The organism is Lentimicrobiaceae bacterium (assembly GCA_020636745.1).
Classification (GTDB): domain Bacteria; phylum Bacteroidota; class Bacteroidia; order Bacteroidales; family Lentimicrobiaceae; genus Lentimicrobium.
Genome location: JACJXH010000007.1, coordinates 20,579 through 43,360 on the forward strand (window position 1 = coordinate 20,579; position 22,782 = coordinate 43,360).

At 43.0% G+C, this 22,782-nt stretch carries 14 protein-coding genes; 6 read left to right on the forward strand and 8 right to left on the reverse strand.

Going from position 1 to position 22,782, the window contains the following annotated elements:
- Nucleotides 1-6 precede the first annotated feature (6 nt).
- Complete coding sequence (locus H6541_11230; protein ID MCB9016359.1) at nucleotides 7-2,046, forward strand: transketolase; 2,040 nt, start codon at nucleotides 7-9, stop codon at nucleotides 2,044-2,046.
- Nucleotides 2,047-2,176: 130 nt separating this feature from the next.
- Here H6541_11230 and H6541_11235 read toward each other — a convergent pair whose 3' ends face one another.
- Nucleotides 2,177-2,911: a ubiquinone/menaquinone biosynthesis methyltransferase gene (locus H6541_11235; GenBank protein MCB9016360.1), complete on the reverse strand. Its 735-nt coding sequence runs from the start codon at nucleotides 2,909-2,911 to the stop codon at nucleotides 2,177-2,179.
- A gap of 268 nt (nucleotides 2,912-3,179) precedes the next feature.
- Between H6541_11235 and H6541_11240 the strand changes: the two genes are divergently transcribed.
- The 5 genes from H6541_11240 (at nucleotide 3,180) to H6541_11260 (ending at nucleotide 10,845) form a co-directional block, all read left to right on the forward strand.
- Complete coding sequence (locus H6541_11240; GenBank protein ID MCB9016361.1) at nucleotides 3,180-5,237, forward strand: hypothetical protein; 2,058 nt, start codon at nucleotides 3,180-3,182, stop codon at nucleotides 5,235-5,237.
- A 549-nt stretch (nucleotides 5,238-5,786) separates the two neighbouring features.
- Nucleotides 5,787-8,204, forward strand: a complete 2,418-nt coding sequence (locus H6541_11245) for a TonB-dependent receptor (protein ID MCB9016362.1) — start codon at nucleotides 5,787-5,789, stop codon at nucleotides 8,202-8,204.
- Between the two features lie 78 nt (nucleotides 8,205-8,282).
- Nucleotides 8,283-9,209: an NAD-dependent epimerase/dehydratase family protein gene (locus H6541_11250; GenBank protein ID MCB9016363.1), complete on the forward strand. Its 927-nt coding sequence runs from the start codon at nucleotides 8,283-8,285 to the stop codon at nucleotides 9,207-9,209.
- 135 nt (nucleotides 9,210-9,344) lie between these two features.
- Nucleotides 9,345-9,998 (forward strand): protein-L-isoaspartate(D-aspartate) O-methyltransferase, encoded by a 654-nt coding sequence (locus tag H6541_11255; protein MCB9016364.1) that lies wholly within the window; start codon nucleotides 9,345-9,347, stop codon nucleotides 9,996-9,998.
- Between the two features lie 79 nt (nucleotides 9,999-10,077).
- A complete protein-coding gene (locus tag H6541_11260) occupies nucleotides 10,078-10,845 on the forward strand; it encodes a T9SS type A sorting domain-containing protein (protein MCB9016365.1) in 768 nt (255 codons plus the stop codon).
- A gap of 46 nt (nucleotides 10,846-10,891) precedes the next feature.
- Here the strand turns inward: H6541_11260 and H6541_11265 are convergent, their stop codons facing one another.
- The 7 genes from H6541_11265 to H6541_11295 all read right to left on the reverse strand — a co-directional run bounded on the left by H6541_11265 (nucleotide 10,892) and on the right by H6541_11295 (nucleotide 22,763).
- A complete protein-coding gene (locus tag H6541_11265; protein ID MCB9016366.1) occupies nucleotides 10,892-12,019 on the reverse strand; it encodes an efflux RND transporter periplasmic adaptor subunit in 1,128 nt (375 codons plus the stop codon).
- Between the two features lie 7 nt (nucleotides 12,020-12,026).
- The gene (locus H6541_11270; protein MCB9016367.1) at nucleotides 12,027-16,367 is read right to left on the reverse strand and encodes a CusA/CzcA family heavy metal efflux RND transporter; all 4,341 of its coding nucleotides are present in this window, start codon (nucleotides 16,365-16,367) and stop codon (nucleotides 12,027-12,029) included.
- Nucleotides 16,368-16,496: 129 nt separating this feature from the next.
- A complete protein-coding gene (locus tag H6541_11275; GenBank protein ID MCB9016368.1) occupies nucleotides 16,497-17,126 on the reverse strand; it encodes a tetratricopeptide repeat protein in 630 nt (209 codons plus the stop codon).
- On the reverse strand, nucleotides 17,111-18,445 hold the full coding sequence (locus H6541_11280; protein MCB9016369.1) for a hypothetical protein: 1,335 nt from the start codon (nucleotides 18,443-18,445) through the stop codon (nucleotides 17,111-17,113). The genes H6541_11275 and H6541_11280 overlap by 16 nt, the downstream gene beginning before the upstream one ends.
- A gap of 10 nt (nucleotides 18,446-18,455) precedes the next feature.
- Complete coding sequence (locus H6541_11285) at nucleotides 18,456-20,642, reverse strand: urea transporter (protein MCB9016370.1); 2,187 nt, start codon at nucleotides 20,640-20,642, stop codon at nucleotides 18,456-18,458.
- A gap of 33 nt (nucleotides 20,643-20,675) precedes the next feature.
- Nucleotides 20,676-21,251, reverse strand: a complete 576-nt coding sequence (locus H6541_11290) for a sigma-70 family RNA polymerase sigma factor (GenBank protein MCB9016371.1) — start codon at nucleotides 21,249-21,251, stop codon at nucleotides 20,676-20,678.
- 156 nt (nucleotides 21,252-21,407) lie between these two features.
- Entirely contained in the window at nucleotides 21,408-22,763 is a 1,356-nt protein-coding gene (locus H6541_11295; GenBank protein ID MCB9016372.1) for an alanine racemase, read from the reverse strand.
- Nucleotides 22,764-22,782: the final 19 nt, after the last annotated feature.

Here is a 22,782-nt window from a genome sequence, read left to right on the forward strand (position 1 = left end):
AATTTTATGGAAAACGCAATTACCAATACTGCAGCCGATAACATTCGTATTCTGGCCGCAGCGATGGTTGAGAAAGCAAAGTCGGGCCATCCGGGCGGTGCCATGGGTGGCGCTGATTTTATCAACATTCTTTATTCTGAATTTCTGCGGTACGATCCATCAGATATGGGTTGGCATATGCGCGATCGTTTTTTCCTCGATCCGGGTCATATGTCACCGATGCTTTATGCCGTTCTTTCTCTTTCAGGAACCTACTCCATTGACGATTTAAAGAACTTCAGGCAATGGGGCAGCTGTACACCCGGTCATCCTGAAGTGGATAAACTGAGGGGTGTTGAAAATACTTCCGGCCCATTGGGTCAGGGACATACCATGGCAGTGGGAGCTGCCATTGCTGAGCGTTTTCTGTGTGCACGCTTTGGTGAGTGGATGTCGCACAAGACGTATGCCTATATTTCGGATGGTGGTGTTCAGGAAGAAATTTCTCAGTCGGCTGGCCGTATTGCCGGATATCTGGGGCTGAATAACCTCATTATGTTTTTCGACTCCAATGATATTCAGCTTTCAACCGAAACGGGTGCGGTTACCTGCGAAAATACAGCCCTGAAATATGAAGCCTGGGGCTGGAATGTAATGACCATTGATGGAAATAATGCTGATGAAATCCGTGGTGCATTGTCGAAAGCTGTGAATGAAAAGGAAAAGCCAAGCCTGATTATTGGCAAAACCGTTATGGGTAAAGGCGCTGTTAAAGCCGATAACAGTAGCTTTGAGCGTAATTGTGCCACACATGGTATGCCTTTGGGCGAATCAGGAGCTTCGTTTGAAAAAACGATTGAAAATCTGGGTGGCAATCCGGCCGACCCGTTTGTTGTTTTCCCCGAGGTAAGCGAATTGTATCGTCAGGCACGCGAATCAAAGATAAAGGAGGCTGCCGTGCGCAAAGGCCTTCAGCAGGAGTGGGAAAAACAAAATCCTCAGCTGGCCGCCAAGCTGGCCTCTTTTCTGTCAGGAGCGCTTCCGTCGCTTGATTTTGAATCGATTGTCCAAAAAGAAAATGTGGCTTCAAGAGCTGCTTCTTCAGCCGTTTTATCTTATCTGGCACAGCATGTCGAAAACATGATTGTTTCTTCGGCCGACCTTTCCAATAGCGATAAAACCGATGGTTTTCTTAAATATACCAAACCTTTTGTAAGAGGTGATTTTAGTGGAGCCTTTTTACAGGCCGGTGTCAGCGAACTTACCATGGCGGCTATCTGTAACGGTATTGCGCTGCATGGCGGTGTATGGGCGGCATGTGCTACTTTCTTCGTATTCAGCGACTATATGAAGCCCGCTGTGCGTCTGTCGGCACTCATGGGCCTGCCGGTAAAATATATCTGGTCGCACGATGCCTTCCGGGTTGGCGAAGACGGGCCAACACATCAACCGATAGAACAGGAAGCCCAGATTAGATTGCTTGAGCAGCTTAAAAATCATCATGGAAAAATGAGTTTGCTGGCTCTTCGTCCGGCCGATGCCGCCGAAACAACTGTGGCATGGAAAATGGCAATGGAAAATACCGATACACCTACAGCTCTTATTTTTTCTCGTCAGAATATCAAGGATTTGCCTGTGGCTTCTGAATTGTCTAAATACAAATCAGCGCTGCAGGCTGAAAAAGGAGCTTACATTGTATCAGATGGTTCCGGACAACCCGATGTAGTACTGGTTGCCAGTGGTTCAGAAGTTGCAACCCTTATTGAAGGGGCTGAGCTGCTCAAGGCAGATAGCCAGCTCAGGGTAAGAGTGGTTTCTGTGATTTCTGAAGGGCTTTTCCGTCAACAGTCTGATGCTTATCAGCGCAGCATTATTCCTGCTGATGTTCCTGTGTTCGGTCTTACAGCCGGTTTACCTGTTACTTTGGCAGGGCTGGTAGGTTCCAGGGGTAAGGTATGGGGGCTCGATCATTTTGGTTATTCAGCTCCTGCTAAAGTGCTGGATAAGGAATTCGGGTTTACCGGCCAGAATGTTTATAGCCAGGTAAAAAGTATGCTTGCCAGATAAGGCAACAGGCTAACCTGTGGAATGATAATATGAACCGGCCGGCATCCTGAGATGCCGGCCGGTTTTCTATTCTGTAAATTATGCTGATTTTTTTTGATACAATGATGCGAAGGGATTGGTCCCCGGCTGCTTATTTTTCAGCAACTACAATGGCAGACGCTCCCATCAGCAAAGGATAACCTTTGACCGAGCCAAATCCTGCCTTCATCAGTATTTCCGATAACTCAGGTATTGACCAGTAGTTGTTGCCCGAGTAGGCAAGGTAATCATATGCCGGCCGGTTGCCCGAAATGAGTCCGCCAACAGGCGCTGTAATATATTTCATGTACTGATGGTAGCCCCAGCGGATAAGTTTGCTGGATGGCTGACTGGTTTCAACAATAACGAAACGCCCGCCTGGCTTTAAAACCCTGAAAATTTCACTGATATGAAGCTGAGCGTCAGGGTTTTCAAAAGTAAGATTGCGAAAGCCAAACGAGATGCCGATTGCGTCAAAAAAATTATCCTCAAAGGGCATGTTTCCGGCATCACCCTGAATCAGTTTCACCCGGCCTTCACCAAAAACAGCCACTTTTTCTTTAGCCCGCTCGAGCATGGTGTGACTGAAATCAAGGCCATACAAGTCAGTGGAAGCAGGCGCGTTTTTGGCAATATGCATGGTAAGGTCAGCGGTTCCACAGCAAAGGTCAAGCACACGCCCGGGTTTATTTTCAAGCACTTTGGCAGCTGTTTTCCGACGCCAGCCTTCGTCCATATTCAACGTAAGAATGCGGTTAAGAATGTCGTATTTGGGTGGAACGTCGGTAAATATTTTCTGGGTTGGGCGGAAGCCGGTTTCGTCGCGGAACATGTCTTGATTTTTCATTGAAATTGCAAAGATAGGGAAGTTTATATGTTTAATGTCTTATCGTATAATTTTGAAGTTCATGATGTTTGTGTTTTTAGCGCTAATCATGCTTTTTTCGTTAAGTCCTGCCTTATGGCTTCGAAATTAAACTGTGTCTGTAACAGGCCGTACGTTCACCTGTGTTTGTTTTCACAACATGCTTGCCTGGTCAAATATTAAATAGTTTTATTTGCTTTGGCTTTGAAGCATTTTCATACATTTGCACCTGTACTTAACTCATATCAACATGCGTAAAACAATCATTTTCATGGCAGTGGCAGCATTGCTGGCCGTGGTTGGCTGTGGGAAAAAACAACCTTCAGCCACCGGAACTGAAACTGTAAAAACATTTATTGAACAACCAACTGTGGAAAAAGTTACAAAAGCCCTGACTGATTCGTTGGGCGAATCGGCGAAATTTCGCATCGAAAGAGGCGTAAAACAGGTGGCAGCCTTATGGCGCGAAAGCGATGGAACCGCTGTTGATTTCGAAAAGTTTTGTAAAGAGAATTTTGCAGCCACTGATGCTGCGCAAGAAACACTTTTCAAAAAACTTGAGCGGAATTTTGAAATTTTCAGGGGCTATTTTCATAAAATGGATGTACTGCTAAAAGAGCCGATACAGCTAACCGGCCCCGAAATTGAGCCGGTTGATATGATGTTTGGAAGTTATGATGCCTCAGCACACCTGGATGATGATTTCTTTAATAACAAAATTGCCTTTATCACAGCGCTTAACTTTCCTTTTTATTCGCTTAAGGAAAAAACTGAGCTTGGCGAAAAATGGAGCCGCAAAGAATGGGCTTATGCCCGTATGGGCGACCGCTTTACCTCCCGTGTGCCGGCCGATATAATCCTGAAAGCCTCGCAAACACTTACCGAAGCTGATGCCTATATTTCTGATTATAACATTTATATGGGGAAACTTCAGAACGCAGAAGGAAAATTTCTGTTCCCTGCTGACATGAAACTTATTACCCACTGGGGATTGCGCGATGAACTGAAGTCAAATTATACCGGAGAAAATGGAATTGAGAAACAGCGGATGATTTATGCTGTTATGAAACATATTATTGACCAGAGTATTCCTCAACAGGTTATCAATAAAGAGGAGTATGCCTGGAATCCATTGGACAACAAGATATTTAAAGATGGGAAAGAACAGACTTCAACCCCAGAGCCTGATAAACGTTATGCGGTTTTGCTTGATAATTTTCATGTGATGAAAGCCATTGATGCTTATAGCCCCAACTTCCCCACATACATCAGCCGCGCTTTTGAAGGTGGAATGGAAATTCCCCAGGAAGATGTGGAACGTTTGTTTACTGAGTTTGTTTCATCGCCACAGGTAAAAGAGGTGGCGGCCTATATCAGTCAGCAACTGGGTCGCCCGCTCGAACCATTTGATATCTGGTACAATGGTTTTAAATCGCGCGGAGGTGTTCCTGAAGAGCAGCTTACAGCCATGACTTCAAAAAAATATCCCAATCCCAAAGCATTTGAAGCCGATATGCCTAACATTCTTGTAAAACTTGGGTGGAGTAAGGAGAAGGCAGCAAAAATTTCATCGCTTATTACTGTAGATCCTGCACGTGGTTCAGGTCATGCATGGGGCGCCGAAATGCGCAATGATGTGGCGCATCTGCGTACACGCATTGGTGAAAAGGGAATGGATTATAAAGGATATAATATTGCAGTGCATGAGTTCGGACACAATGTTGAACAAACGACTACTATGAACGATGTGGACTATTTTATGCTGCAGGGTGTTCCGAATACTTCGTTTACCGAGGCTGTCGCATTTCTTTTTCAGAAACGTGATCTTGAACTGCTGGGAATGCCCAACGCCGATCCGAATAAGGATTACATGATGGCTCTTGATAACTTCTGGTCATGTTACGAGATTATGGGTGTGTCGCTGGTTGATATGAAAGTCTGGAAGTGGATGTACGAAAATCCTGAAGCCTCTCCGGCGCAGCTGAAAGAAGCTGTTATAACCGCCGCCAAAGAAGTATGGAATAAATATTATGCCGGCATTATGGGCGGCAATGACGAACCCATTCTGGCCATTTATTCTCATATGATTGATAATCCGCTGTATCTGTCTAACTACCCGATGGGACACCTGATTGAGTTTCAGGTTGAACAGCAGGTGAAAGGCAAACCTCTTGCAGCTGAATTTGACCGTATGTATACCCAGGGAAGGCTTATTCCTCAATTATGGATGAAAGGAGCTGTTGGCCGCGAAATTTCTATTGAACCAACACTGAATGCAGCTACCGAAGCTTTAAAGGCATTGAAATAAAGAGCCGTTGTGATGTGATAAAACAAGCGGAGCGGATTTTTTTTCGCTCCGCTTGTTTTATATACAACATTTATGAAATGTTGTTGTTAATAAGCTGCAGCCACAAACGCAGGCTCCTGTAAAATATCAAAGTTTAACATTGAAGCTATTCATGAAATCCGCAAAAATCAGAAGTGCTCTTTCATTATGGATGGCTTTCATTTTATTATTGCCCGCTTTTATTAAGGCCGGGCATCACCATGAGTCCTTCATTTACTCACAAACTGATGGCAAAATTATTCATGAAACGCATGAAAAATGTGCAGTTTGTAATTTCGAATTTTCAGTTTTTCAAGCCAGAGATTCAAAAGTTGTTTTCGAAAAGAACGAAATAGCAGTTTATTTTATCTGTCCGGCTGTTCATTCCCATTTTTCCGATCTTTCCCGGTATTCATTTTTATTACGAGCCCCTCCGGTTTTTACAAATATTGTTTAAAACGCATACTGGCGTTTGTGTTCTATTATTTGTAAATCTCATTTCGAAATAAAGTGAAAAAAACATTTTTATTGATGTTTGGAATAATATTGTTTATTTCAGGCACGCTATCGGCTGAACATTATGTGACAGCTTCAAATTCCTTGTCAGGCAAGGTCGTTGATAAAATTACCGGTGAATTACTGCCGGGTGTCAGTATTTATTTTCCTGATCTGAAGGCCGGAACAGTAACTAACCAGAACGGTTTGTACAGTATAGCACATTTGCCTTCATCACGGGTGTTGGTACAGGTGACTTTTGTTGGTTATAAAATGCTGGCAGAAGTGGTTGATCTTTCCACAACCGCTGTCAGAGATTTTGAACTTGAAGTTTCTGTTGTTGAGCTTAACGAAGTTGTGGTTACCGGCTTGTCAAAAGCAGCGCTCAAAAACCGGACACCTGCTCCAATGGCTGGCATTTCGCCTGTTCAGCTTTTACAAAACGTTTCAACAAACATCATTGATGCCCTGGCAAAGTTACCCGGAGTTTCTCAGGTTACCACAGGCTCAGGAATTTCAAAACCGGTCATCCGTGGGCTGGGCTACAACCGCGTAGTAACCGTGCATGATGGTATCAGGCAGGAAGGGCAGCAATGGGGCGACGAACACGGTATTGAAGTAGATGAGTATTCAGTGAACAGAGTTGAAGTTTTAAAGGGGCCGGCCAGTCTGGCTTTTGGCTCTGATGCAATGGCTGGTGTCATCAATCTGATATCGGCTCCTACATTGCCTGAAGGAAATATTGAAGGGAGTATTTTGGCTAACTATCAGACCAATAATGGATTGTTGGGGTATTCGGGAAATTTTAAAGGGAATCGCAAAGGATTTATATGGGATATCAGGTATAGTCATAAAATAGCTCATTCCTATCAGAATAAATATGATGGTTATGTGCTGAATTCAGGATTCAGAGAGCATAGTTTAGGTGGAACATTGGGTTTAAACAAAGCCTGGGGCTATGCTCATCTGCTTGTGAGTGCTTATAACCTTACGCCGGGCATTGTTGAAGGGGAGCGCGACAGTGCAACCGGGCAATTTACCAGGCCGGTTGCAATAGATGAATGGACAACTGATGAAATAATTGCCGGCAATTCCGATTTTAAATCCTACCATCCATTGGTTCCTTATCAGGAAATTCATCATTACAAGGCCGTTTTAAACAGCAGTGTGATAATGGGCGATGCGAACCTTAAAACAACATTGGGCTTTCAGCAGAATCAGCGAAAAGAATTTGCCGAAATACTTACCCCTGATAATTTCGGTCTTTACTTTCTGCTGAATACTTTCAATTACGATATACGCTGTACGCTTCCGGAAAAAAGAAATCTGAACATTTCATTTGGTGTGAATGGCATGCAGCAATCGTCAAAGAACAAGGGAACTGAATTTTTAATTCCTGCATACAGTTTGTTTGATGCCGGATTCTTTGTGGTTGTAAGAAAGAATGTCGATAGGCTTGACATCAGTGGTGGGCTGCGTTATGATACACGATTTGAAAAGGGGGAGGATTTGTTTCTGAGCCAATCAGGTGTTAAGCTTGAAGGAAATGAGCCGGGAGCCATTCACCAGTTCGATGCATTCAGTGAAACCTTCACCGGATGGTCAGGTAGCCTTGGCGCAACCTATCAGTTTTCAGAGAAAGTGTTTACCAAAGTAAATGTTTCAAGAGGTTTTCGTGCTCCCAATATTGCTGAAATTTCAGCCAATGGCGTGCATGAGGGAACCATCAGCTTTTTGATAGGCTCTCCAAAGCTCAAGGCAGAGAACAGCTTACAGTTTGATTATGCTTTAGGCTTAAATTCCACCCATATTTCTGCTGAAGCTGATGTTTTTACCAGCGTAATCAGCCATTACATCTTTCTGAGTAAGCTGGAAAATGCACAAGGGGGTGATTCTCTTACGGATGGTTTTGCCACCTTCAAATATGCATCGGGCAATGCCAGCGTTTCAGGTGTCGAGGTTTCACTTGATATTCACCCTCATCCACTCGATTGGCTGCATATTGAGAATACATTTTCATATGTGGTGTCAAAGCAGCAAAATATGTCTGATTCTGCACAGTATATGCCCTTTACACCTGCCCCGAAATTAACATCTGAAGTAAAAGCTACGAAAAAGAAAATAGGAAAAACACTTGCCAATGGGTATTTAAGGGTAGGATTAAGCCATTATTTCAGACAGGATAAATTTTATGCCGCTTTCAATACCGAGACCTCAACGCCGGGTTATCAGTTAATGAGCGCAGGCGCCGGAACTGAAATTGTGCGAAAAAATAAAGTCCTGCTCTCGTTGCATGTAAGTGTTGAAAATCTTACCGATGTTGCTTATCAGAGTCATTTGAGCCGCCTGAAATATGCTGCTGTCAATAATCTTACCGGACGGACAGGGGTGTTTAATATGGGCAGAAACTTCAGTATTAAACTATTGATTCCCATTGTTTTTAATAAGGGCTAGTTGATTTTGCTGGCAAAAGGTTATTTCAGGGCTAAACAGTGTTAACTTTGTAAATACCTGTTCTAAAAAACATTACATATGCAAACAATTCTAGGTGCCAATGGCGTTATCGGCAAAGAACTTGCTGCCGGATTAACTGCCTATACAAATGAAATCAGACTGGTAAGCCGTAACCCCAAGGCTGTAAATAAAGGAGATCAACTGATGGCAGCCGATCTTACACTTCCTCTTCAGGTTGATAAAGCAGTGGAAGGTTCAGATATTGTGTATCTTACAGTTGGGCTTGCGTATAATTTTAAAATTTGGAGGCAGCAATGGCCGCTGATCATGCATAATGTCATTGAAAGCTGTAAGAAATACGGCGCAAAACTTGTTTTTTTTGACAATGTGTATATGTATGACCCTGAATATATGGGCAATATGACGGAAGAAACCCCCATACGGCCCGTCAGCAAAAAAGGAGAAGTGAGGTCGCTCATAGCGGCCATGTTGATGGAAGAGATCAAAAGCGGAAATCTCACGGCTCTTATTGCCCGTTCGGCCGATTTTATTGGTCCGGCCAACAGCTTTCTTGTTGAGTCAGTTTATAAAAACCTGAATAAGGGTAAAAAAGCCAATTGGTTTTCGCGCACCGATAAGATTCATAGTTTTACCAATACAACGGATGCTGCCAAAGGCACTGCTATGCTTGGAAATACACCCGATGCTTATGGCGAAGTATGGCATTTACCCACTTCTGACGCTCTGTTAACCGGCAAAGACTGGGTCGGTTTGTTCGCCCGTGAAATGAATGCCAAAGCAAAACTGAGCGCCCTGCCCGACGGAATGCTGACCCTGCTGGGGCTTTTTATTCCTATTCTCAAAGAACTGAAGGAAATGACATACCAATACAACCGAGATTATTTTTTCAACAGCAATAAGTTTAATCAGCGGTTTGGGTATAAGCCTCTTTCGCCTGAAGAAAGTGTAAAAAATCTTGTTGCTGTTCTTCGTCATAGTAGTTGAAAATCAATAGTATAAGTTGATTAATTGCCCGGAATTTCTTATCTTTGGGTAATGAAAGCTAATGGCAGTTTTGCCGGAAAATGCTTAGTTTCCGGTACAGGTTGTATTTTGCTTGTGGGTTTAATTTTGACTTTTATGCTTCCGTCGTTTGCACAGGATGACTTTGTGAATGCCCGTGAAAATATGGTTAAATACCAGATTGAGGAGAGAGGGGTAAGGAATAAGGCTACACTTGAAGCAATGCGAAAAGTTCCCAGGCACTTATTTGTTCCGATGGATGTAAGACCTCTTGCTTATCGTGATATGCCTTTGCCTATTGGGTTTGATCAAACCATTTCGCAACCATATATGGTGGCATTTATGACGGAAACTATCCGTCCGGAAGCTGGTATGAAAGTTTTGGAGATTGGAACCGGCTCAGGCTATCAGGCAGCCATACTGGCCGAAATTGTTGATAGCGTATTTTCCATTGAAATTATTGAGCCCCTCGGCAAACAGGCTGAAGCATTGTTGAGCAGATTAGGCTACTCCAATGTTTTTGTCAAAATTGGTGATGGATTCAGGGGCTGGAAAGAGCATAGTCCTTACGATGCTATTTTGGTGACTGCTGCCGCTGAAGACGTTCCTCTGCCTTTGTTTCAGCAGTTAAAGGAGAGGGGTGTTATGATAATTCCTTTAGGGAGTCCCGGAAAGGTGCAAACATTGGCAAAGGTGACTAAAATAAACGGAAAACCTGTGAAGAAATATCTTATGCCGGTCAGGTTTGTGCCATTTACAAGAGATGACTAATTTCTGTTTGCCATAGGGGCAGGGTGTTGGATTTTGGCTTATACATGTATACATTTGCAGCATACCTGACTGTAATTTTATGAAACCACTCTTTTTGGCTTTGTTTTTTGCCATCGCCCTTCATGCCAGTGCGCAGCTGACACTTGAGCATTCATACAATAACTTTGGAACCATCGCCCATCTTGAATTTCAGGATGATAAGTATGCCATTCTTGACGCTCCGGCTAAACTCTGCCGCTTGTATCATGCCGATCATTCTTTATACAAATCGTTTAGTTTGCCATTACAGGCCGGATATACCCTCAACAGCATGCAGTATGTTTCAGATGGATTGTTTAATACGGATGCATTGATTGAGGTTTCTTATACAAGTTATTATAATTCGGGAAGTAGCTATATATACGAAAACCGGGTGGTGAATGAAAATGGTGAAATTCTTGTTACTATTCCCGGAGCCAGTTCTGTTATGGTCGATTATATTGAAAATGCCTGGAAGTACATTGTCTGGATTTATGATTATTCGTCATATCCATATCAGGTTGATACACGGTTTTATGCATTGCCAGGTACATTAATAACCAGGGCAAAGCCTTCTGAAATAACTGATAGTCATAAGTTGCCCTATCCGAATCCGGCCGGTAATTTTATTAATCTGGCATATAAGCCGGTTTCCGGTCAGGAAAGCATCATGCAAATATTTAATGCTTCAGGGCTGATGGTGAAATCGTTCAAACTGGGACCAGACTTCGATTCAATCATGATTCCTCTGGAAGATTTTCCGGCCGGCGTGTATTATTACACACAACTGAATGCCAATTATTCCGGCCGGTTTATCGTAGCAAAATAGAGGGTTGGCAGGTGATTTTTCCTGTTTGTTTTGTTTAATTGGCAGGTTATTCAATCACCAGATTAAATCCGCCCTTAATCAGAACCTGATCAAGACCTTCTGCATTTATCAATTCGGTAAAACCATTGCTGCTGACACCGGTTTTTATTTCTTTCCGGATAAAAGTCATTTCATTTTCATTGCCCGATTTTTGCACCAATACGAGTTTGGTGTCTCCCGATTTAAGAATAGCTTCATCGGGCAGAGCCATCACCATGCGTTCTCCGGTTATAATTTCAGCCTCGAGGTACATGCCGCTTACCAGCTGGGCTTTATCAGCAGCCTGAATGCTGCCAATAACTGTTAAAGCTTTGGTCTCAGGGTCGATGGTGCGACTGTATGAAGTTAATGTTCCTTTATACACCTGCTCGGGGGTGCCCGGATTAAAATACTTTATCTCTTGTCCCGGATTCAGATGAGATATATCTTTTTCAAATACAGCAAGCTTGAGCTGCAATTGATTCAGGTCAGTTATTTCCATGAGTATACGTTGCGGTTCGGCAAATGAACCGGTTTCAGCCTCCAACGATGCTACAAATCCGCTGATAGGTGCAAAAAGACTTAACTCAGAGGTGATAAAGCCTTGTGATAATTTTTCAGTATTCAGTCCCAGCAACTGAAGTTTGGTGCGGAGTCCTTCGCATCTTGCTGAAAGACTTTTGTATTCTCCTTCGGCATTCAGAAAGGTTTTTTGAGAGGCAATATTCTCACCGGCAAGTGATTTTTGTCTTTCATATTCAGCTAAAACCGCCTTTAATTTGCCCGAAGCTTCAGCAAAATCCTGCTGAAGTTGAATAAGTTCAGTGCTTTCAATTGTACACAATAATTGTCCCTTCACAACTTTATCGCCTGTATTCACAGCAATCCGCTTTATTTTTCCTGAAATCAGGCTGCTGATTTGGGCCATTCCCGATGGTGAAGCTGTTACAATGCCATTTGCTTTTATGGTGTGCTGAAAAATGACAGGCTCTGGCTTGCCGAGCTGCATTTGGGCCGACTCAAACTGTGTACGGGTAATGATTATTTGTTCGCCTGCATTGGGTTCGGATTCTTCGGTGGTTGCTTTTTTTGAACCGCAGGAACCCGTGATAAGTCCCACGATAAGCAAAAGGATAGTAAAATATTTCTTATTCATGGTGCAATCAATTGAAGGTTAAATAGTTTAATTCTAAAACTACACGATTGTATTCAGACAGATTGTACAGATAATTAATTTCAATCTCATTGGCAGTTTCGAGACTTTGAATAAACTGGAAGAAATCAGCATCGCCTTGCTGGTAACTTTGTTGAGCAGTGCGGTATATTTCTGATGCCAGGCTTTTTCCGTTTTTGTTATAGTAATCAATGGCTTCATAATATTGGCCAAGTTCGCTTTGCAGGGACGTTTTTCGGGCTTCAAGTTCTATGCGCAGGTTGTTTTCTTCGGCTTGCGCAACTTCAACACCAAGACGGGCCGATTTAATTCTTGCATTTTGCCCTCCGAAAAAGAGGGGCAATGCTATTCCTGCCTGATACCCGTAATAATTTTTTGCTCCTGCATATGAGTTGGTCCCGTTGAACCACGAAAGCGTAAACTCAGGCATTCTGCTGGCGCGTTCAACTTTTAACCTGCTTTGTTGCAATTTTGTGTAAGAAGCGTAAAGTGCATTGAGGGGGTTTTGCCCGGTTTCTTTTTCAATTACGGCGAGCATTTGTAACTCAGCAGGCACTATATCTATTGCTTCGTTAGTTTGTAATAGCTTCTTCAGCTCAATGAGCGCTTTGGCCGTTTCTTGCTCCGATTGCCTTTTGCGCATGCGGATTTGTTCATGCTTCGACTGTGCATTCAGCATTTCAAGGTAGGAAGTCTCACCTCGTTCATAACGCTGGCCGGCTGCTTTCGAAAAACCGGAATAAATGCTGTCGACATGGCGAAAGCGCTGCTGAACGTTTTTCAGATAGAGCAGATTGTAATAGGACTGCAGCACATTTTTGGTCAGCACCTGTATCTTCAGATAATAGGCATTTTCAGAAGCATTTATTTCGGCTTTGCCTGTTTTACGCTGCGCCATGAGCAGCCCCGGGAAGCTGAAAAATTGTTCGGCACCAATGATATAAAGCGGTTTGTTATTTTCAGCTATATTATTTTGGTCAAAACCATAGTAAAATCCGGTTTTTCCAAGTCCGGAAAATGCAGGCAGTGAAGCTTTGCTTTGCTCGGTTCTTAAGCTATCGGCTTTCAACGATTGATTGTTTTGCAATGCGACAGCAACGGCCTGTTCAGGGCTTAAGGTTTTATTCTGAGCCATCGAAGCCATTGCAGGCAAAAGCAACAATAGCAAAACCGGGATGCTGCGTTTGAGTTTGAATGGCCATAGCTGAATGCCGGTAACTGTGTCAAAGACGGCGTAAAGCAATGGCAATGCCAGCATGGTAAGCATGGTTGAGGTAATAAGCCCGCCAATGACTACTGTGGCTAAGGGTCGCTGAACTTCGGCTCCGGCTGAGGTTGAGATGGCCATTGGCAAAAATCCGAGTGCAGCAGCAGCAGCGGTTAGCATAACCGGCCTGAGTCGCTGCATGGTGCCTTTCATAATTCTCTCGCGCATGTCAGTTATACCATGTTCTTTGAGCTCTTTTAAATGTTCGATCAGCACAATTCCGTTCAGAACAGCTATTCCGAAAAGTGCAATAAACCCTACGCCTGCCGAAATGCTGAATGGCATACCGCGAAGCCAGAGTAGCAAGACGCCGCCTACTGTAGCCAAAGGAATGGCCGTGAACACCATAGCGGCTTCTTTGATGGAGCCAAATGCAAAATGCAGAAAGATAAAAATCAACAACAAGGCCACCGGAACTGCAATTTTGAGCCTTGCAGTGGCGGTACGCAGATTTTCAAACTGGCCCCCATAGGAAATGTAATAACCCGGTGGGAGTTTCAGTTTATCGTTCAAGGTAAGCTCAACATCTTTCACAACCGATTCCATATCGCGGTTACGCACATTTATACTTACAACCACGCGGCGGTGGGTGTTGTCGCGCGATATTTTAGCCGGGCCTGTTGTATAGGTGATATCAGCCAGTTCGCTGAGCGGAATGAGTTGGCCGTCGGGCAGGTTGATGCGCAGATTTTCAAGGTTTTCAATATCACGGCGATAATCCTTTTTTAGTCTGATAACCATGTCGAAGCGCTTTTCACCTTCAAAAACGCTACCGGCCTCAGCTCCTCCAAATCCGGCAGAAACTATTCGGTTCAGATCTTCTGCATTCATTCCATAGCGGGCGAGCTTGTCGCGCCGGTATTTTACACTCATTTGCGGAAGTCCGGCTGTTTTTTCCACTATCACATCGGCTGCCCCATCAATATGTTCAATAAGCCGTTTTACTTCAAAAGCTTTTTGATTCAGCACATCCATGTCTTCACCAAAAATTTTCACTGCCACATCGGCTCTTACGCCGGTAATCAGCTCGTTAAAGCGCATTTCAATGGGTTGGGTAAACTCATATTCAATGCCCGGGATTACCGAAAGGGCTTCTTTAAATTTATCAGCCAGCTCATCTTTGCTTTTGGCCGAAACCCACTCACTTTTGGGCTTTAGTTTAATGATAATGTCACTTTCTTCCATTGACATTGGGTCGGTAGGGACTTCAGCTGCCCCAATTCTACTGACAATTTGATCAACCTCAGGGAATTTCTTTATCAGAATGTTTTCCATTTGAGTTGTCATTTCAATGGTTTTTGACAACGATGTTCCGGTTTTCAGAACAGGTTGAATGACAAAATCTCCTTCATCCAGGGTTGGTACAAACTCTCCTCCCATGCGGGAATAAAGAAAGCCAACAAGCACCAGTGAAGCGAGTGCACTGCCAAAAATGATTTTTTTATGATCATATGACCATTCAATTACCGGTTTGTAACTCTTGTAGGCAATATGCATGATCCACTTCGAAACGCTCTTCTTTACTTCTTTCTCAGGTTTAAGAAAGAGTGAAGCTGCAACAGGAAGCCATGTTAAGCAAAAAATGATGGCACCTACCAGTGCAAAACTAAACGAAAGGGCCATCGGGCGAAACATTTTTCCTTCAACGCCACTGAGCGAAAGAATGGGAATAAATACCAGCAGGATGATAAACTGCCCGAAGATGGCAGAGTTCATCATTTTTGAGGCGCCTTCAAACGTGACACTGTCGACCAGAATCTGTCTTTTATCGCCCTGTGAAGCAGAAAACTCGTCTTTGACTACCGTTAATCGCAGGGCAATGTATTCGACGATGATAACGGCTCCGTCAATTATAATTCCGAAGTCAATAGCTCCCAGGCTCATGAGGTTGGCATCAATGCCAAAAATATACATCATGGAAATGGTGAAAAGCAGTGAAAGCGGAATAAGTGAAGCTATCACCATGCCCGATCGGAAATTTCCTAAGAGCAGTACCACAACAAAAATCACAATAAGACAACCCAGTATCAGATTTTCTGAAACGGTAAATGTTGTTTTGGCAATCAGCTCACTGCGTTCGAGCACCGGATTGATATAAACGCCTTCCGGCAGGGTCTTCTGCAATTCGGCAACCCTCGATTTTACTTCAGTTATAACTTTGTTAGAATTGGCGTTTTTCAACATCATGATTTGCCCAAGCACTTTTTCGCCCTGCCCGTTTCCGGTAATGGCTCCAAATCTGTTGGCATGGCCAAATCTAACCTCGGCTATGTCGCGGATAAGTATTGGAATACCGTTTTTGGTTCTGACAACAATAGATTCGATATCCTGGACAGATGAAACCAATCCTTCACCCCGCACAAAATAGGATTCCTGCTGTTTTTCAATATAGGCGCCTCCCGCTACACTGTTGTTTTTGCTGATTGCTTCAAAAACTTCGCCAATACTAAGCCCAAATGCATTGAGTGTTTCGGGATTTAAAGCAATTTCATATTGTTTCAGATAGCCGCCCCAGGTATTTATTTCAACTACTCCCGGTATCCCCGATAACTGTCGCTTTACCACCCAATCCTGTATGGTGCGCAACTCCATTGGGCTGTAGCGGTTTTCATAACCAGGTTTGGTGTCAAGTATATATTGATAAATTTCGCCCAGTCCGGTTGTTATCGGCCCCATTTCAGGAGTGCCAAAGCCTTCAGGGATATTAGCCGAGGCACTTTTTATTTTTTCAGCAATCAGCTGTCGGGGAAGGTATGTCCCGGTTTTGTCTTCAAAAACTATGGTGACAACTGAAAGGCCGAATTTTGAAACTGATCTTATTTCTTTTACACCTGGCAGATTTGCCATTTCCAGCTCAACAGGATAGGTGATAAACTGCTCAACATCCTGTGTTGAAAGATTACCTGAAGTTGTAATTACCTGAACCTGATTGTTGGTGATATCCGGTACGGCTCCAACGGGTATCTGCGTAAGCGAATATAGTCCGAAAGCTGCAACAGACAATGTAAACAGGATAATGATAAGCTTGTTGTGAATGCTGAAGTGAATGATCCGATCAAGCATAATGTGTTTATAAGACAGAGTGACAATAGCAAACGGCAGAAGTCAATCTGCATAGCTGTGATGCAGATTAACTCCCAATATTATATATTGAATTTTAATTTCTTTTCAGAAAAGATAAATATACTCAATTTATTTGATAAGACTAATCCCTTCTGTTGCCGATTTATCGCCGGGCTTGTTCAGCAGGGCTTTCCCAAACAGGATTTTAGCCTCGCGCAGTTTTCCCAATTGATAATTGGTCCAGGCAGTCATAATTAAAGCGTCATAATCAAATGGGTACAAATTGGCGATTTTCTCAAAATACCTGAAAGCATTCTGATAATCTTTGCGGCCATAATAAATCAGTCCTAATCTGTAGTTGGTTGTATAGTGATTCGGGTCGAGTTTAAGTATTTCGTTATAGCGTGTAATTACCTGATTCCAGTTTCCGGCAGATGAAGCAGGGAGCGCATAGCCAAGCTTAGCCTCAATGGACATGGGCATCAGGGTGATGGCTTTGTTATAGTATGCAATGGATTCGGTAAATAGGCCGGACTGATAGGTGAGCCAGCCTAAACGCAGGTTTATTTCATACGAAGATTCATCGTACACCTTTTTAAGGACTTCAATAGCTTTGCCGTATTCTGCATTGGCTTCGTAAGTGTAGCTGGCACTAAAAACATCGGGAAGTGAGCTTTTTTCCTGAGCTGATAAACTGAAACCAATGAGAAATAAGAAAACAGAAATCGCTGTTATTCTTAGTTTTAATGTAAATTCCATGTGATTCCTCCTGTGATACTTTGGTTAATGTAATGATAAGAATAAATTCCGGGAACAGCATCCATTCCATAAAATAATTCTGTTCCTTCCCGGAAAAAAATCTGATATCTCAGACTTAATTTCAGATAATCGTTTACGTTGAGGATTAACCGGGAGCCAGCCCGGGATTCTACTTTTTCGAATGAGTTGTAAACTACCTGTAAATTCTGTTCGGCGCTGTTGGCCAGATTGCCCCACGTGTAAAAGGCTTCGCCCCATAATTTGCGGAATATTCTGCCGCCAATCATTTGATGGAGAATGTATTCACTGTCAGTGTCAGAGGAAAGAATATTTAATGTGGTAGATGTGTAAAGATTGAGGTTGCCGAAAGGTCTTAAGAAAACTGTGCCGGATGCTTGTGTGAAATCCCATTCACCTGAATGTATAAACCATGCACCTGCCGAAACTGTAACGTAAGGGCTTGAAAAGCTGAATTCACCTCCGGCAGCATAGTCGTTATAATTGAGCTCAACTGACGGTCCAATTAGCCTCTGCACCAGCGAGTCATTACTTGTTAGCGGGTTGTCAACTCTCACATTGATGATTCTAAAAGCAGGCGTTATGCTGAAATGTTTGCTGATGATAAAAGAAGGCGAAAGATACGCCTCCCACTCTGAAACACTGTAATTGCCTTGCAACGTGTCCAGCCCGTTTATATTTACCATGCGCGTTTTGTTGAAATTTAACCGGGCAAAGGCTGCCTGAATGCCAAACCTGTACTTTATGGGTTGTGCAATTCCGGCCAGCAGGTATTGCGAATTCCGGTTCAGGTAAACTTCTGAGTATAAGCCGGGGTCGGTTTGTTTATTCAGTTCATATTGCTCTGGATGATTGGTGAAAGCAGGCCCTGTTTCCAGGTAAAGCAGCGGCATGCGCTCCGACCGGCCCATTGCATGGGCAGGCTGCTCAGGCATTTTGCTGAGTAACAATCGGGATTCATTTGTTTGACTACTATATTGAAATGATTTATACAGCAGATAGCTGGCATATTCATCATAGCCTCCAAATTCCACCGCTTTTTTTAGATGCCTTGTGGCCCTTACGTAACGTTTGTTTTCAAAGGCTGCACGGCCAACCCTTACCCGCAGATAAAAATAGTCAACTCCATTCTCAATGGCATTTTCGCCAACCATGAGCAAGCTGTCCCATTTTTGCTCATTATATAACCGTAGTGTCAATGATTCAATGTCATTGATGGTAATACCGCATTTTCCGGTAAAAGGAAGGTGCAAAAGCAAACTGCTTATCAGGCAGATTTTGAAAAGTGATTTAAACGTCATGTGGTTGCCTTTATTTAAAAGCTGCTGTTGCCTTCATTTTTTTAGTTTGAATATCGAGTGATTGTAACCGGTTTTCCGATATATGCATAACGTATTTCCAGTCTCTTAATTGCTGTCCGGCCAGGTGAAGGCGACACCCGGATTCAATATGTAAATTGTTTCCGGCCAAATCTTCTTCACGGTTTTTGTAAGTAAGCAGGAATGAAGGTTTCAGGAAAAGCACAAAAGGGGCCAGTATGTCCTGTACCAGACGCAATAGCCCTGTTTTAAGTATAGTAGGAGGGTAAATGTCCTGCACCTGCATGCCTTTATAAAAGCCCAGGGGTAATTTGTAAGCTGCAAGATAAAAATGATACAATACGGTGTGACGGTTGCCTTCGAAATGAGTGAAGTAAAATAGTTTGGTTTCCTTTTTGTAATAGGCTTTTGAGCCTGAAGAGTTGCATTGCAGATAAGTGTTGTTAAACATATCTGTCTGCACTGTCCATTCTCCGTTTGATTGTTCATCGCCTGAGATGGTATATTCTATCTGCTGACCCGGCACAAATTCAAATGCTTTGCTAAGAGAGGTTTCAACTTCGATATTCTGCACCAATTGGTTTTCCTCCGGAATTCCTGATAGTCTGAGCAGGTGATGAACATTGTTTACGACATATTGAGCAAAAGGGTATTTAAGTGTTTTAGCGCCTACGTAAGGAGTGGTCTGAAACTGAAAGTGCAAATGCGGATAAGGTGAACGTCCTGAATTTCCGCAGGATGCGATTACCTGTCCTTTATAAACATAAGAGCCACGAGTAACCTGAATGCTGTCTTTTTTCAGATGGCACAGCTTTGAATAAAGTCCGTCCTTGTGCTTGATAATGATTAGATTACCCCAATTTTGATCGAGATTAAATGCGCCGGGTTCATTGTCGTCAATCATGTCGATTGTTTCTTCAATCCACCCGTCTGCAGGAGCCAGAATGGGCTTGTTGAAGCAGTAATAATCGGAGAGTTGTGTCCCTTCGCCGTTAAATTCAAGTTGATTTTCATCGGTAATTACAAAGTCCCAGGCGTGTTTCCAGTCATCGCGGTGTGTGTGCTGCCCATTATGCCCCTGACTGATATACCATGTGCCGTAAAAAGGGAGCGAGAATTGAAAATATTGCTGGTTACGGAATCTTTCCCTGGCATTCATTCCGGCATAGAGGTTCTTTTCGGGCGTGAAATGCTGTACAATCACAGTTTCAGGTTTAAGTAACATGCGCTCCCTGAATTTCATGGCATACAAAAACATAAGCACAACCACATTAAACGGCAGGGAATAAATGACCAGTTGGTAGGGCTTCATCAGTTCAGCTGAGCCGGTAATAAAAATGGAAACAACAGGTGTAAGAATTAATACCCATAAAAGTGACCAGCGTGAGGCTATCATAAAAAAGCCGCCGATGGCAATTGCGGTTAATATGTGGTTAAATCCTATAAAGCCGTAATCAAGGTCGTGAATGTTGGCGCCAATAATAAGGTAAAATGTCCAGGCTGCTGCAAATCCAAGTATGGAAAGCAGAAATGCTATTCTTGAGTAAATCAGTAATCCTGCAGCAATCAGGATTCCTGCAAGCAGATGGTATTGAAAGAAGATGGCGCCGAGGGATTTAAAATATGTTTTGACAACCAGTGGCCATTGAACATCGCCAAACCAAAGGTAAATATCTACCATTAGCTGGCCACCCCGCCCGTACATTGTATTGAGTGCGTAAATGTCACCCTCGCTGGGAGTCAGGCCGGCATAATTTCTGATAGCAAGCTGCGAAAGCCAGATCACAAGTAAAAAGGGGATTGTCAGATAGGGGAGTCCGTATTTGCCCAGCACACCTTCAAAAATCAGTGTGACAAAAAGCGTTGCCAGTGAAATGAAAAGTAAAATGGCAAAGAATGGAACAGATGGTTCCAGGGCAATGCCAAGCCCCATGCCTACCAACAAGGCATTAAACCCATAGAACCCATTGTTGATGTTGTTGAAATTAAGCCCCAGCAACCTGGCAGCCAGATTGGCTGTAATTACAGAAATAATGCCTGCCAGTCCTGCGTAGATGTCAAAAAAGGAAACAATGAGAAGCAATACCCCAAAAACCTGATTTTTGGAGAAAAATATCATTGAATAGCTATTCAGAATGCTGCTGATAGCATTTTTTACCAGCCTGTTGTGTTTGAGCATGAAGATTTCTGATAATGGGTTTAAAGGCAGAAATTATTCAATAAAATCTCTCATCCTGGGATCGTTCATAATAGCCTTTTTTAACCTTTCCTTGCAATTGTATTTTTTGGTTTTGGCGTAGTTTTCTGAACCATAGCCCATTGTGTCGGCTATGTCTTTAGATGAAAATTTCTGAAGTGAAAGCAGCAGAATACGTTGACAGTCCTTTTCCATGGCATTGAAATGTTCGCGATAGATGCGGTATTTCATCTGTTCGTTTTCGGCAGCTTCTTTATTGGCTGATTCAGGGATGTTGAAGAATTTCTCAATGAGATCAAAACTGGTGCCTCCTTTGCGTTTTACCTTTAAGCGCTGCATCCATAGGTTGCGGCTAATGGAATAGAGGTATGTCAGGAAAGAACACGTAAGATAGAAGTCGTCTTTTTGAACATTTTTAAGAATCACAATTAATGATTCCTGAAAAATATCTTCTGCATCTTCCTCATTCCCTGTATTCTTTTTTATCAGGTATCTGATGGTTGGAAAAAATTCCTGATAAACATGCTTGATGATATAATCTGAATTGAGTTTAAGCCCTTCGACAATAGCCCGATCGGAAAAATGTATCATCCAGCGCCTGATTTTATTTTTTGATATTCTGCAACAACATTTTTTTGGCCTGATTGTTTAAGGATACCCAAATCTGAAGCCAAAAAGCCTTGCTTTTCTGTTAAATGAGTTCATAAAAATAGATATTTTGAACGAGTCTGCAAAAGGATAAGTAAATTATTTTACATCTCTGAGATAATCAGGAATTTTTTCGTAGTCCGAAATGGCTGTCAGGCCTTCGTTCTCCCTGATAATGTGTGTTGTTCCTTTGGGGTCAATCATTACTACTTTAGGCCTTAAAGTAATAAATTGCATCCATTGGGTCATATTGTAAGCGCCGGTATACTGGATTACCAGGTGATCTCCGGTTCTCAGAAGTGGCAAATTAATGCTCTCTCTTACACAATCAATATTCATACACAAGGGGCCGTAAAGGGTGTTTTCTTCACGATATTGTGAGAATCCCTGAGCCGGAGTTACCGGATGCTGATACCAGAACGATGTAAACAGGATATTGACTCCGGCATCAATAATGGTTGCTCTTCTTCCGCTTGATAAGCGTTTGTTGGCAATGACCGTTGAAATAAGATAGCCGGCTTCGTCAATTAATGCCCTGCCGGTTTCAAGAATAAGCAAGGGTAATGTTTCAGGTTTAAAGTTGGTATTTACCAGGGCAGTGGTAATGGCTTCTGCATAATCGTCAAAAGTAGGATTAGTGTCACTGCCGGGCAAGTATGAACCTTTTAATGTGTTTTTTGATGCAAAGCCCCCTCCCATATCAATGTATTTGATGTTGTGATTGAACTTTTGCTGCAAGTTGAGCGCCAGATCTGCAAGTTTTGATGCCGCAACAGCATATGCATTGGCACTCATGATAAATGTGCCGATATGTGTATGCAGGCCCATAAGTTCCAGCTTGCCCGAATGCATGATTTTATTGAGCGCATCCCAGGCCTGGCCATTTTCGTAGTTGAAGCCGAATCTGTCCCACATCGGATAGATGCCTGTATCCATATTCACCCTGATGGCTACTCGCGGCCTCTGGCTGATTTGTCCGGCAACCTCTATTAAAAGATACAACTCGTCGAGGTGGTCAATATGAATAAGTGAACCGTTTTCTGAAGCTCTTTTGAGATCTTCGGCTGATTTTCCGGGGCCGTTAAAAATAATTTTCTTTGGGTCAACTCCATTGGCCAAAGCTTTTTCATATTCGAACCATGAAACTACCTCGGCCCATGAACCCTCCTGGTGAAATACATTGCAAACAGCAGATAAATAATTGGTTTTATAGGACCAGGCAAACTGCACTTTTGGATATCTCGTGCTGAATGACTTGTATGCTTTACGATAAGTCGTGCGAATTTTATCTTCTGACAAAACGAATAAGGGAGAGCCATAAGTAGCTGCCAGCTCTTTGACTGCAACACCTTCAATGTGGGTAAACGGAGGAGCATCGCTGCGCATTCCTGATTTACCTGGCATTCCTGATTCGAGTTTTAATATATGCGGGCGTTCATAACGTTTCTTTTCCATTGTAATGTTTTTTTAAGCA

Bases quoted from the DNA above. Each gene is read 5' to 3' on its own strand.
- H6541_11240 (MCB9016361.1), top strand. From the start codon at position 3,180: ATGCGTAAAACAATCATTTTCATGGCAGTGGCAGCATTGCTGGCCGTG.
- H6541_11295 (MCB9016372.1), bottom strand. From the start codon at position 22,763: ATGGAAAAGAAACGTTATGAACGCCCGCATATATTAAAACTCGAATCA.
- H6541_11285 (MCB9016370.1), bottom strand. From the start codon at position 20,642: ATGCTCAAACACAACAGGCTGGTAAAAAATGCTATCAGCAGCATTCTG.
- H6541_11230 (MCB9016359.1), top strand. From the start codon at position 7: ATGGAAAACGCAATTACCAATACTGCAGCCGATAACATTCGTATTCTG.
- H6541_11280 (MCB9016369.1), bottom strand. From the start codon at position 18,445: ATGACGTTTAAATCACTTTTCAAAATCTGCCTGATAAGCAGTTTGCTT.
- H6541_11265 (MCB9016366.1), bottom strand. From the start codon at position 12,019: ATGAATAAGAAATATTTTACTATCCTTTTGCTTATCGTGGGACTTATC.
- H6541_11270 (MCB9016367.1), bottom strand. From the start codon at position 16,367: ATGCTTGATCGGATCATTCACTTCAGCATTCACAACAAGCTTATCATT.
- H6541_11255 (MCB9016364.1), top strand. From the start codon at position 9,345: ATGCTTCCGTCGTTTGCACAGGATGACTTTGTGAATGCCCGTGAAAAT.
- H6541_11260 (MCB9016365.1), top strand. From the start codon at position 10,078: ATGAAACCACTCTTTTTGGCTTTGTTTTTTGCCATCGCCCTTCATGCC.
- H6541_11245 (MCB9016362.1), top strand. From the start codon at position 5,787: ATGTTTGGAATAATATTGTTTATTTCAGGCACGCTATCGGCTGAACAT.
- H6541_11235 (MCB9016360.1), bottom strand. From the start codon at position 2,911: ATGAAAAATCAAGACATGTTCCGCGACGAAACCGGCTTCCGCCCAACC.
- H6541_11250 (MCB9016363.1), top strand. From the start codon at position 8,283: ATGCAAACAATTCTAGGTGCCAATGGCGTTATCGGCAAAGAACTTGCT.
- H6541_11290 (MCB9016371.1), bottom strand. From the start codon at position 21,251: ATGATACATTTTTCCGATCGGGCTATTGTCGAAGGGCTTAAACTCAAT.
- H6541_11275 (MCB9016368.1), bottom strand. From the start codon at position 17,126: ATGGAATTTACATTAAAACTAAGAATAACAGCGATTTCTGTTTTCTTA.